At 73.0% G+C, this 12,560-nt stretch carries 8 protein-coding genes; 4 read left to right on the top strand and 4 right to left on the bottom strand.

Annotated elements, in window-relative coordinates:
- Positions 1 to 35 precede the first annotated feature (35 nt).
- Positions 36 to 2,231, bottom strand: a complete 2,196-nt coding sequence (gene katG, locus ACIRG9_RS16355; protein ID WP_402855934.1) for a catalase/peroxidase HPI — start codon at positions 2,229 to 2,231, stop codon at positions 36 to 38.
- A gap of 300 nt (positions 2,232 to 2,531) precedes the next feature.
- Here katG and ACIRG9_RS16350 point away from each other — a divergent pair, with 300 nt between their 5' ends.
- The 4 genes from ACIRG9_RS16350 to ACIRG9_RS16335 all read left to right on the top strand — a co-directional run bounded on the left by ACIRG9_RS16350 (position 2,532) and on the right by ACIRG9_RS16335 (position 6,286).
- Complete coding sequence (locus ACIRG9_RS16350) at positions 2,532 to 3,323, top strand: rod shape-determining protein (protein WP_402855931.1); 792 nt, start codon at positions 2,532 to 2,534, stop codon at positions 3,321 to 3,323.
- Positions 3,324 to 3,496: 173 nt separating this feature from the next.
- Positions 3,497 to 3,898 (top strand): hypothetical protein, encoded by a 402-nt coding sequence (locus ACIRG9_RS16345; protein ID WP_402855928.1) that lies wholly within the window; start codon positions 3,497 to 3,499, stop codon positions 3,896 to 3,898.
- Between the two features lie 155 nt (positions 3,899 to 4,053).
- Positions 4,054 to 5,163 carry an SPFH domain-containing protein gene (locus ACIRG9_RS16340; RefSeq protein ID WP_402855925.1) on the top strand — a complete coding sequence of 370 codons (1,110 nt, stop codon included), beginning with the start codon at positions 4,054 to 4,056 and terminating at the stop codon, positions 5,161 to 5,163.
- Between the two features lie 31 nt (positions 5,164 to 5,194).
- On the top strand, positions 5,195 to 6,286 hold the full coding sequence (locus ACIRG9_RS16335; RefSeq protein WP_402855922.1) for a hypothetical protein: 1,092 nt from the start codon (positions 5,195 to 5,197) through the stop codon (positions 6,284 to 6,286).
- 71 nt (positions 6,287 to 6,357) lie between these two features.
- Here ACIRG9_RS16335 and ACIRG9_RS16330 read toward each other — a convergent pair whose 3' ends face one another.
- From ACIRG9_RS16330 to ACIRG9_RS16320, 3 genes are all read right to left on the bottom strand, one after another.
- Complete coding sequence (locus tag ACIRG9_RS16330; protein ID WP_402855919.1) at positions 6,358 to 9,012, bottom strand: DUF6493 family protein; 2,655 nt, start codon at positions 9,010 to 9,012, stop codon at positions 6,358 to 6,360.
- Entirely contained in the window at positions 9,009 to 10,346 is a 1,338-nt protein-coding gene (locus ACIRG9_RS16325; RefSeq protein WP_402855916.1) for an SWIM zinc finger family protein, read from the bottom strand. Before ACIRG9_RS16325 ends, ACIRG9_RS16330 begins: the two co-directional genes overlap by 4 nt.
- A 74-nt stretch (positions 10,347 to 10,420) precedes the next feature.
- The gene (locus tag ACIRG9_RS16320; RefSeq protein WP_402855913.1) at positions 10,421 to 12,403 is read right to left on the bottom strand and encodes an ATP-binding cassette domain-containing protein; all 1,983 of its coding nucleotides are present in this window, start codon (positions 12,401 to 12,403) and stop codon (positions 10,421 to 10,423) included.
- Positions 12,404 to 12,560 lie beyond the last annotated feature (157 nt).

Raw genomic sequence — 12,560 nt, 5'->3', positions numbered from 1 at the left:
CCCCGGTCAGTTCGCGCTGACCGGGGCCTTCGGCGTCAGGCGAGGTCGTACCGGTCCAGGTTCATGACCTTGACCCACGCCGCGACGAAGTCGCGGACGAACTTCTCCGTCGCGTCGCGGCTGGCGTACACCTCGGCGATGCCTCGGAGCTGGGAGTTCGCACCGAAGACGAGGTCGACGGCGGTGGCCGTCCACCTGATCTCGCCCGTGCCGCGGTCCCGCCCCTCGAACACGTTCTCGGCCGAGGTGGACGCCTTCCACTCCGTGCCGAGGTCGAGCAGGTGCACGAAGAAGTCGTTCGTCAACGTCTCGGGCCGGTCGGTGAGGATGCCGTGCCGGGTTCGGCCCGCGTTGGTGTTCAGGGCCCGCATCCCGCCGATGAGGACCGTCATCTCGGGCGCGGTCAGCGTCAACAGGTTGGCCCGGTCCAGCAGCAGGGTCTCCGGCGACAGCTTCTGTCCGGCTCGCAGGTAGTTGCGGAAGCCGTCGCCTCTCGGCTCGAGCACGGCGAACGACTCCACGTCGGTCTGCTCCTGGGCGGCGTCCGTACGCCCCGGTGCGAACGGGACCGTGACGTCGTGCCCGGCGTTCCTGACCGCCTGCTCGACTGCCGCGCACCCGCCGAGGACGATGAGGTCGGCGAGCGAGACCTTCTTCCCGCCGGACGCCGAGTTGTTGAAGTCCCGCTGGATCTGCTCCAGTGCCGGCAGCGCGGCGGCAAGCTCGGCCGGGTCGTTGACCTCCCAGTTCTTCTGCGGATCGAGGCGGATCCGCGCCCCGTTGGCCCCGCCCCGCATGTCGGTGCCGCGGAAGCTCGCCGCCGATGCCCAGGCGGTCGAGGCCAGCTGGGCGATGGACAGCCCGGAGGCGAGGATCTGGCCCTTGAGGGCGGCGATGTCCTCGTCCGCGATCAGTTCGTGATCGACCGCCGGGACGGGGTCCTGCCACCGCTGCGGCTCCGGGACCCACGGGCCGAGGTAGCGCGACGCGGGGCCCATGTCGCGGTGCAGCAGCTTGTACCAGGCCTTGGCGAACGCCTCCGCGAACTGCTCCGGGTTGTCCAGGAAGCGCCGGGAGATCTGCTCGTACGTCGGGTCGAACCGGAGCGCGAGATCGGAGGTGAGCATCCGCGGTTCGCGGCGCTTCGACGGATCGTGTGCCTCGGGCACCATGTCGGCGCCGGCGCCGTTCTTGGGCCGCCACTGGTGCGCGCCGGCGGGGGACTGGGTCAGTTCCCATTCATAGCCGAAGAGGATGTGGAAGAACTCGTTGTCCCACCGGGTGGGGTGGTAGGTCCAGGTGACCTCGATCCCGCTGGTGATGGTGTCGGCGCCCGTGCCGGTGCCGAAGGTGTTCTTCCAGCCGAGACCCTGGCTTTCGAGGGGTGCCCCCTCGGGCTCGGGGCCGACGTATTCGGCGGGGCCGGCGCCGTGGGTCTTGCCGAAGGTGTGGCCGCCGGCGATGAGCGCGACGGTCTCCTCGTCGTTCATCGCCATCCGGCGGAACGTCTCGCGGATGTCCCGGGCGGAGGCCAGCGGATCCGGGGTGCCGTTCGGCCCCTCCGGGTTCACATAGATGAGGCCCATCTGCACGGCGCCGAGCGGGTTGGAGAGTTCCCGGTCGCCGCTGTAGCGCTCGTCGCCGAGCCAGGTGTCCTCGGGCCCCCAGAAGATCTCCTGGGGCTCCCAGACGTCCTCCCGGCCGAAACCGAAGCCGAAGGTCTGGAAGCCCATCGACTCCAGGGCACAGTTGCCGGCGAAGACCAGGAGGTCGGCCCATGAGATCTGCCGCCCGTATTTCTGTTTGACCGGCCAGAGGAGTCTGCGCGCCTTGTCGAGGTTCGCGTTGTCGGGCCAGCTGTTGAGCGGGGCGAACCGCTGAGCCCCGTCGCCGGCACCGCCGCGACCGTCCTCGATCCGGTACGTGCCCGCGGAGTGCCAGCTCATCCGGATGAAGAGCGGCCCGTAGTGGCCGTGGTCGGCCGGCCACCAGTCCTGCGACGTCGTCATCACCTCGAAGATGTCCCGCTTCAGCGCGTCGACGTCGAGGGTCTTGAACTCCTCCGCATAGTTGAAAGCCTCACCCATGGGGTTGGCCCGGGGCGAGTGCTGATGGAGAACCTGCAGGTTCAGCTGATTCGGCCACCAGTCCTGGTTGGTCCTCGGCCGACTCGGCTTCAGAGTCGGGGAGGGGATTGCTGGGTTCTCGCTCTCGCTGCCGCGCTCAGGCACGTCAGTCCCTCTCCTGTCGTGGTTCGGTCAGGCCTTGTGGCTCTGCTGTATGGTATGCCCCGATTTTATCTTGAATGCGTCAAAAGTCTGGCAGGGTGCCACGAGGCGAGCGGCCTCCGCTCGTCGTCGCGATCGGTATGCTCACCGCGACAAGTGACCACGGAGCCGTCCCGATCGGGGTCGGGCTATGGTGTCCGGCATGCGTGACGGGCACAGCATCCACAACCTCGTCGAGCGAGGCCCGCTGCCGATGCTGGCGCCGATGACATGTCGCACCCGGTCCGTGCCGGAGCGGGGGTGGTGAGCGTGCTGGCTGCCGGCGCGTACGCCCGTCCCGGCATGGGGCACTGCCTCGCCCTGGACCTGGGCACCTCGACGGTCCGGCTGTGGACGTCGGTGACCGGCGCGGTGGTCAGCGAGCCCGCCGTCATCGCCCGACGCCCCGGCGGCCGGCATGCCGTGGGGCGGGCCGCGCTCGACGCGCAGGCCACCGAGGGCGTGACGCTGATCTGGCCGGTACGTGACGGAGTGGTGCGCGACCTCGTCGCCTGCGTGCAGCTGTTGCGGATCCTGCTGACCGACATCGGGCACCCGTACGACACCGGTTGTCCGGTGCTCGTCGGTGTGCCCGCGACGGCGACGATGCGGCAGAAGAACGTGCTGGTCGCCGCAGTCCGTCGGGCCACGGGCGGACGCGTCAGCGCGGTGGAGGAGCCGTTGGCCGCCGCGCTGGCCTGCCGGCCCGATCCGGGACACGACGATCTGGTCACGGTCGACATCGGCTTCGGCCGCACCGAGGTCGCCCGCATAGTCGACCGGAGCGTCGCCGCCGCCGAACGTGTCGAAGGGGCGGATCCCGTCGACCAGATCCCGGCGATCGCCCGTTGCGTGCGGCGCATGAGTGTCCACGACGCCAGTGCGCGGCGGCGACGTCTCCTGATCACCGGTGGCGGCGCGGCGTCGCCCGGAACCGCCGCGCGCCTGGCCGCGTTGACCGGCCGGTCCGTCACGGTGCCCGCGGATCCGCTGCTGGCCACGCTCACCGGGCTGCGTCTGCTGCTCACGGCCACCGACGTCACCCCCACCGACTGAGTCCCCGGCGATCCGCCGGCTGCTGTCGATGGCCGAGTTGCCCCACTGTGTACTGTTGATCATCCGATGTGGATCAAGGCGCGGGACACCATGTCCGTGCCGGAGCTTTGGAGGATTCTGTGCATACCCTGGCGCGACGACTGTCGACCTCGGTTCTCGCGGTAGCTGTCGCGGTGGTGACGTTCGCGTCGCCGGCCCACGCCGCGACAAACCCGTACACCGCGGCGCAAGCCTGCAGCAACGACTTCGGAGGCTCGTGGAGCCAGGTCTCCGACGGTCACCGGACGATCACCGACAGTGGCAGCAAGGTGGGCGACGTCTACCTGATGTACAACAGCGCGACCGGCTACAACTGCGTCACCACCCTCAAGGCGGTGGCCGTCGGATCGGCGACCGGAGTCTCCGCCAGGCTGCGGGTCCAGGGTAGTTCCTGGGTCACCGACTCGGACAACTACAAGTACTACGCCGCGATCCAGCGGCCCGCGCGGGGCGCCTGCGTCATGTACGAGGGCGAGGTCATGAACTTCACGATGTGGCAGGCCAATGGCAGGACCAGCTGGGGCAACTGCGGCTGACCGGCCGTGACCTGCGGGTACGCGGGCCGCAGTCCGCGTACCCGCGTCCCGGCGGGGCCGCGTCACCGATGCCGCCGGGGCTTGTGAGGCCTTGTTATCGTCGCCCCGACGCCGATGAGCTCGGCGGCGAAGGGGAGGGGGACGCGGTGGGGCTGATGGACAAGCTCCGGGGCGAGTTCGTCGACATCGTGGAGTGGCTGGACGACAGCCGGGACACGATCGTCTGGCGCTTCCCCCGGTACCAGAACGAGATCAAGATGGGCGCCCAGCTGGTCGTCCGCGAGTCCCAGACGGCGGTGTTCGTCAACGAGGGGCAGATCGCCGACGCGTTCGCCCCCGGCACCTACACGCTGGAGACCCGGAACCTGCCGGTCCTCTCCACCCTCAAGGGCTGGAAGTACGGCTTCAACTCGCCGTTCAAGGCCGAGGTGTACTTCGTCAACACCCGGCAGTTCACCGACATGAAGTGGGGCACCCAGAACCCGGTGATCCTGCGGGACGCCGAGTTCGGCGTGGTCCGGGTCCGGGCGTTCGGCGCGTACGCGGCGCGGGTGGTCGACGCGCAGAAGCTCCTGCGGGAGCTGGTCGGCACGGATCCGCAGTTCCGCACCGAGGAGGTGCAGGAATACCTGCGCCAGCTCATCGTGGGGCGACTCGGCGGGGCGCTGGCCACCGCGGGGGTGCCGCTGCTGGACCTGGCCGCGCACCAGGACGCGATCGGCCGGCGGCTGGCCGCCGTGCTGACCGAGGAACTGGCCGAGGTCGGCATCGCGATCCCCAAGTTCGTGATCGAGAACGTCTCCGTGCCGCCGGAGGTGGAGCAGGCGCTGGACAAGCGGACCAGCATGGGCGCGGTCGGCGACCTGGACCGGTTCACCCGCTACCAGGCGGCCACCGCACTGGAGGAGGCGGCGAAGAACCCCGGCGGCGGCGCGGGCACCGGCATCGGGCTGGGCATGGGCATGGCCGCGGGCCAGCAGGTGGCCAGGGCCATGGCGGGTGCGGGGACCCAGCCCGCCCCCGTGCCGCCGGGCGCCGCCGAGCCGCCGCCGCTGCCGAACCAGACGCAGTGGTACGTGGGTGTCGGCGGGCAGCGACAGGGCCCGTTCGACCTCGGTGGGCTGGCCGAGCAGGTGGGCGCGGGCACCCTGGGCCCGGAAACGCTGGTCTGGCGGTCCGGCATGACGCAGTGGCAGCCGGCTTCGCAGGTGCCGGAGCTGGCGTCGGTGCTGGCCAGCGTCCCACCGCCGCTGCCGCCGCAATGAGCGCTCAGCACGGGAGCGGGAGGGTGCCCCGATGAGCGACACAGCCGTCTCCCCGCCGTCGTACCAGTGCGGGGGCTGCGGTGCCCGGGTGGAGTACGCACCGGGCACGGCGGTGCTGCGCTGCCCGTACTGCGGGCACCGGCAGGAGATCGCCGGCGCCGGCCGGGAGGTGCGCGAGCACCCGTACGCCGAGCTGGCCACGCTGCCGCACAAGCCGGCGGCCAGCGTCGGCGCGTACACGTTCGTCTGCCCGGGCTGCGGCGCCCGGACCGAGAGCGACGCGCTCGCCCAGCGCTGCCAGTTCTGCGCCACGCCGCTGGTGTCGGACGCCGCGGCGGTCGAGCTGATCGCGCCGGAGGCGGTGCTGCCGTTCGCGGTGGACCAGGCGGGCGTGCGCACCGCCCTGGGCGGGTGGTGCCGCAGCCGCTGGTTCGCGCCGAACAGCCTGAAGAAGGTCAGCGAGGCGGAGACGCTCAAGGGCACCTACCTGCCGCACTGGACGTTCGACGCGCGGACCGTCTCGGACTACCGGGGCCAGCGCGGCGAGTACTACTACACCACCGAGACGTACACGGTGACGGTGGACGGCAAGCAGGAGACGCGTACCCGGCAGGTGCGGCACACCCGGTGGTACCCGGCGAGCGGCACCGTCCGCCGGGAATTCGACGACGTGCTGGTGCCCGCGACGACCCGCGTGCCGGAGAAGAAGCTGGACCAGCTGACCCCGTGGCCGCTGGCCGAGGCGATCGCCTACCACGGGGACTACCTGGCGGGGTATCACGCGCTGCGGTACGACACCGAGCCCGAGGCGGGGCTGGCCGAGGCGAAGGCGCGGATGGCGCCGGTCATCGAGCGGGACTGCCGGTCGGACATCGGCGGCGACGAGCAGCGGGTCAACTCCGTGGACACCAGCTACTCGGACGTGACCTACAAACTGCTCCTGCTGCCGGTGTGGATCGCCGCGTACCTGCACGCCGGCCGCTCGTACCAGATCCTGGTCAACGCTCGGACCGGCGAGGTCATCGGCGAACGCCCGTACAGCGCCGCCAAGATCACGGCCGCGGTGCTGGCCGCGCTGGCACTGGTCGCGGCGATAGTGCTGGCGTATGTGTTGAACCGCTGAGCCGGCAGGCGACCGGGCGGGGTGCGGCGAGCAACAACTCCCGCACCCCGCCCGTGCCGCGTCCGGCCGGCTCAGGCCGCGGCGAGCGCACGGTGCAGCCGGCGGGCCTCGGTGACCAGCCGGCCCGACCCACCGCGCTCGGCGACGTCGGCCAGGCCGGGCACCTCGATCCGCACGCCGGTGGCGGTCGCCGTCTCGCTGGCCAGGGTCAGCAGGTCGGGCAGGCCGCGCACCGGGCCGGGCGCGGCGAGCAGCGCGGGCAGCGCGGCGGCCAGCAGCCGCCACACGGTCAGCGGCGCCCCGGCCAGGGCGGCGTCGCGCAACGGCTCGCCCAACCGGGTCGGCTTCACCGTCCCCCCGGTGACCAGCTCCCCGAGCCGCCGGCCCGTGCCGGTCGGGTCGAACTGCCCGGCCCCGGCCAGCGTGAGCAGGGCGTCCACGGCGGCCACCCGGTCCGCGCCGTGCCGGGCGCCGAGCCCGTACGCCACGGCCAGGTCCAGCGCCACCCCGCCCGGCCCGGCGCACTCGGCCAGCAGCGGCAGCACGGCTGCGCCACCCTTCTCGTCCATGTCCGCGCTCGCGGCCACCGCCGGCAGGACGGACGCGGCCACGACACCGCGGTGCCCGGGCAGCGCCGACGGCCACAGGTTGAGCCAGCCGCCGTGCTCGACGCCGATCGGTGCCGGGTCTCCGGTGAGCAGCCCGATCGCGTCGTCGTACCCGTCGGGCGGGCGCAGCTCGACCAGCAGTCGCCGCTCCGCGAGCAGCTCGTACTCCCAGTCGTATCCCGATTTGCGAGCCCGCCGGGTGACCGTGGTGGCCCGCGCCACCGGCTGCGGCAGCCCGCCACCGCGCAGCCACCCGGCGAGCCGGTCCCCGGCCGGCGTGCCCAGCGCGGCAGCCTTGTCGGCGACCGCGTCGTCGGGCTCGGCGGGCAGCCGCAGCAGGGCCTGGGTGAGGTCCCAGGACCAGGGCGTCCGGTCGCCCAGGGCGGCCAGCCGTTCCAGCAGCGCCAACGGGTCGAGCAGGCCGTTGGCCGACGTCGGGGTGGCGAGCAGGCCGGGACTGCCGGGCTCACCGATGTGCACGCCGATCTCGGCGAGCCGGGCCCGCAGCAGCCGGTGCACCGGAGGCACCCGGGGATCGGTGGTGACCAGGGTCGACTCGGTCCGGTCGCTGCGACGGAGGGCGGCGAGCAGCGACTCCCACCGGCGGCGCCGCCGGGGATGGTGGTCGGTGCCGGCCGTCTTGAGCACGTCCATCACCACGCCGCAGAGGCACAGCGGTTCCCAGTGGTGTTCGTCGCCCCACGACCAGTGTCGGCGCTCGATGACCGGTGCCAGGGCGGCGCGCACCCGGACGGCGTCGGCCGCGGTGAGCCGGACCAACCCGTCGAGGACGCGGTCCAGCGGCGTGCCCTGCGACGGCGTACCCAGCAGGGCCGCGACCTCCTCCGCCAGCTCGTCCACGTCGGTGATCGGAGCCGGTGCCGGCGCGGCCGGCGCGGGCACCGGGAGGTCGTCACCGCGTGGCGCGGCCACCGCCGGGCCGGGATCCGCCGCCGACAGATCGAGGCCGTGCCGGGCGGCCACGGCAGCCGCGCGGTCCCGCAGCTCGACGGCGGGGTGCGTGCCGGCGACCGCGATCACCTCGGCGATCTCCGCCGCCCGGTCCCGGTGCTGCCGGGCCAGCCGGTCCAGCCAGGTGAGTTGCGCCTTCACCAGGGCCTTGTCCGGCCGGTACAGCACCTCGCGGGAGGCGTCGAGGATCGACTCCAGGGCCAGGTCGGGCAGCTCCCGCAGCGCCTTCTGGGCCATCGTGGCGACCGGCGCCGGCGCGTCGGTGAGCAGGCGCAGGTAGTCGGTGGTGCGCGCGCCGACCTCGCCGGTGGTGGGTCGGAGCAGGTCGAGCAGGACGGTGAAGGCGCGGAGCGCGGCGGGCCGGTCGCCCCGCAGCAGCCGGCCGATCGACCGGTCGATCAGCGTCGCCCGGTCGAGCACGCCCTCGGTGGACAGCTGCGCCAGCGCGGCCGGCAGGGCGTGCCGCCGCCGTTCCTCCCAGGTGGTGACGACCTCGTCGAACATCATGGTCGTGCCGAGGCCGTCCACCTCGAACAGCCGGGGCAGCATGACCGCCCGGAACGGGTCCGCCCGCAGCCGGTCGACCAGCGGCACGGGCCGCGAGTTGCGGTGGTCCGGGAACGCCACCGAGGAGAGCCAGAGCTGTACGAACGCGTCGTCGGCCGGCGGTTGCGCCCCGGCGGTGCGCAGCAGCGCGGCGACGAAGCGCCAGCGCTCGATCGACGCCTGCCGGCCGAGCCTCGCGCCCAGCCGGTGGCCCAGGTCGCCGAGCCAGGTGACGCCGCGCTCCGCGGCGACGTCCGACACCAGCATCGCCGCCCGCTTGCCGTCCGGGTTGACCGAGGCACGGCCGAGGATCGCGGCGGCCTGGGCGGCGGTCGGCAGGCAGCCGACCACGGCGACCGCCAGGGCCGTGCTCTCGCCCGTCGTCCACCAGCTGGTCCGGTCCTGCTGCCGGAACCAGTCGGTCAACGCTACGCCGATCTCCCGGCGGCGCGGCTCGGGCAGCCCCTCCAGCGCCGCCGCGACAAGCCCGGCCGAGCCCGCCTTCACCAGTTCGAACAGGTCGCTGGTGCCGCCCGCCGCCAGCTCCCGCCGCCGGCGCTCGGTGCTCTTGACGAACAGTTGCTGATCCACGCGCCTCACGCCGACACCTCGACCCGGTCGGTGAGCAGCATCCGGGTGGCGAGGGCGTGCCGGCACGGCCCCCGTTGCCCCCGGTGCTTCGCCCACCAGGGGCAGGTGCAGGTGAGGCCACCGTCCGGGAGCTGCCGAACCCGGTAGACGTGGTCGCCGCTGCGGACGGTGGCGGCCGTCCCGTCCGCCTCCACCGCCCCGGCGTCGAGCAGCGCCCGCGCGCCGACCAGGCGCGGATTGTCCCGCTCGGCCCGGCCCGCGTCGTACGGCATCACCCGGTGGAAGTACGCCGCCTCGGCGACGTCGTAGCCGACCCGGCCGGCGGTGCCGAGCTGCGCCAGGGCGCCCCGGACCCGGTCGCCGTCGATGCCGGCCTGCTCCGCCAGCCGGTCCACGTCGACCGTCGGGTCCCAGGAGAGCAGGGCGGAGATCAGGTCGGCGTCGTCGACCACGTCGTCGCCGGCCAGCGCGGTCAGCGCCGCACCCTCGCCGGAGAACCCCCGGTACGGCTCGGGGGAGAGGGTGAGCGACAGCCGCAACGCCCCGGTGTCCAGCTCCCACGTGCTGGGCAGCGGCGCCGAGCCGGCCGTCACGGTCGGCCCGTAGACCCGCAGGGTCCGGGCGAACCGCAGCATCGGGCGCAGGGCGACCAGCCGGCTCGCCCCGGCCAGGCAGACCGCCCCGGGCACGGGCCGGGAGGTCAGTCGCAGCGTGCGTCCCGCCGGCACCACCCAGAGCACCGACCGGTCCGCGGTGGTGGGCAGTCGGCGCAGGAACGCCGCCGCCTCGGCCGCCGGGATCTCCGCCCGGGGCTCGAACCGGGCGGCCAGCACCTGCACCTCGGCGAAACCGCGCAGCCAGCGCGTCGGCAGCGGCACCTTCTTCTCCACCACGGCGCCGTCCAGGGTGGACACGGTCAGGTCGTCCGGGCCGACCGACAGGTGCAGCGGGTCCAGCCCGGCGACCCGGGACAGCGCCTCACGCAGCGGGTTGTTGACGTCGACGTTGGTGGTGCCGTGCTCCACCACGTCGCCGTCGAGGCCGTCGGGCAGGGCGTCGAGGCGCGCGTACACCCCGCAGCAGCCGGAGAACGACTCGAAGCGGAGCCGGTCCCGACTGCCGGTGACGACCGGGTCGAGGCTGGCCGGGCTGACCGGCCGGTGGTACCGGGTGCGGGCGACCTCGGCGACGGCCAGCAGGCCGACGGCCGCCGCCTGGGGAGTGGTGAGGAAGCCACGGAAGAAGCGGGGGTTCGGGGCGGGGCCGCCGCTGGTCTGCAGTGCGAGGGAGCCGTCCCCCAGGGCGGAGGAGGCGAGATACCGGTAGGTCTGAGTCGCGGTCACGCCGGCAAGGTAGGCCGACCCACCGACATGATCGGGTGGGTCGACCATCTGATGTGGATCGGCGTGGGTGTCCGTCAGGCGGCGGTGGACTGGTGCGGCACCGGCGGGGTGGCCGCGCTCCGGGCCGTGTCGTAGCCGGCCGCCTGGAGCGCGAACAGCTCGGCGTACCGTCCGCGGGCGGCCGTGAGTTCGTCGTGGGTGCCGGACTCGACCAGGGTGCCGTGGTGCAGGACGTAGATCCGGTCGGCGTGGCGGACGTTGGCGAGCCGGTGGGTGATGAGGATGGTCGTGGCGCGGCCCTGCCGGTCACGGATGGCCTGGAAGAGCGCGTCCTCGGTGCGGGGATCGAGGGCCGAGGACGGTTCGTCCATGATCAGCAGTTCGGCGTCGCGGAGGAAGCCACGGGCAGCGGTGATCCGCTGCCACTGTCCGCCGGAGAGGTCCTGGCCGTTGGCGAAGGTGCGGTCGAGGAGCGTCTCGTACCCGTGCGGCAGCTCGCGGATCATGTCGTGGGCGACGGCGCGGGCGGCGGCGGCCTCGATGCGGTCCTGACACGGGTCGGCCCCGACGTCGCCGACGGCGATGTTCGTCGCGGCGGTGAAAGGCCACTTGTGGTATTCCTGCGTGACGACCGCGATGCGGCCGCGTAGCGCGTCGACGTCCCACTCGGAGAGCGGCCGGCCGTTCCAGCGGATGTTTCCCCCGGTGGGGGTTCGCAGGGTGGCGATCATCGCGGCCAGGGTCGACTTGCCGGAGCCGTTCTCGCCGACGAACGCCACGGTCTGACCGGCCTGGATCGTCAGTGTCACCTGGTCGACGGCCGGGGTGTCGCGGTCGGGGTAGCGCAGGCTGACGGCGTCGACGCCCAGTTCACGCAGTTGGTCCGGCGCGTCGCCCGTCGCGGCGGTGGCCTCGTCGGGCAGGTAGGCGACGGCGCGGGCTATGAACCCGGTGTAGTCGCGGAAGTGCTGGCCCTCGGTGTAGACGCGGTCGACCTGGAAGGTGACCACGGAGAGCGAACGTTGGGCGGACTGCACCGCGACGACACAGGTCGCGGCGGCGGCGAGGGGAATCTGCCCGTCGACGAGCAGCAGCCCGAGCAGTACGTAGACCACGGCGGTGGCCACCCCAGCGATCATCGATCCCACGGTGGTGGTCGTGGTGACCCGCCGGGCCAGGGCGAGCTGGATACCGGTCTCCACGCCCATCACCCGGTCGTGCTGGTCGAGCAGGAATCGGCGCAGCCCGTAGGAGCGCAACTCGGGCGCGGATTCCCGTTCGGCCATCAGCCGGTGCAGCAGCCACAACCGGCGTCGGCGTACCGAGCCGGCCGCATACGTCTGGTAACGCAGGTGCCCGGCCCGCAGGGACGCCCAGGCGTTCGGCACGGTGGCCACCAGCAGCGCCGCGAGCAGCAACGGGTGGACGACCACGACGGCGACGGCCACGGCGAGCAGCCCGGCCAGCCCGGCGAGCAGGTTCACCGACGCCTGCACCAGCGAGGTGGTGGAGTCCGCGCCGCGGGAGGCGCGTTCCATGTCGTCGGCGAACGCGTCGGCGTCGAACGCCTCCAGCCGCACCGCGGTGGTCACCTCGAACAGGCCGCGCTCGACCTCCCGGTCCACCTTCGGAGTGAGCCCGTTCTGCGCATACCCCATCGTGGTGGCCATGCCGGCCCGCACGGCCGTCACCGCGGCCAGCGCGGCCAGCGCCGGGAGTGCCGCGACCACCTTGTCCGCGGTCGGTCCGCCCGCGAAGAGCTCCACCAGCACCCGCTGGGTGGCGAGGAGCCCGAACGCCGCCATCACCCCTGCCCCGACCGTGGTCGCCGCCACCACCAGCGTCCGGACGCGATCGGCGCGCCAACTGACCGCGAGGGCGGCCAGGACCAGCCGGGGCAGGTCGGCGAACACGGCGAACAGGCCGGTCTCCGCCCGGGCGCGAACCCCGGTCTCCCACGACATCGCGCGCAGCTCCGGCAGCACCGAATCCGCTCGTTGCCGGCCTGGCGGCTCGGCCGGTGTCCGCCGCCCGGTCGTGGTCGCGGTCTCTGCCATGGGTGTACCTCCCGAGGACGGACGGACTCGCTGGCTGGCCAGGGGTGGCCGGCGGCTGTCGACCGGCGCGCCCGCATGGCCCGTAGTATCCGTCTCGGCACCGACAGTTACTGCCGTAGATTCGACGGCGCATGGCCTACAAGGCGAGTTGGCGGGT

Origin of the sequence: Micromonospora sp. NPDC093277, from assembly GCF_044765245.1 — a bacterium.
Lineage (GTDB): Bacteria > Actinomycetota > Actinomycetes > Mycobacteriales > Micromonosporaceae > Micromonospora.
This window is presented reverse-complemented; position numbering and strand designations above follow the sequence as displayed.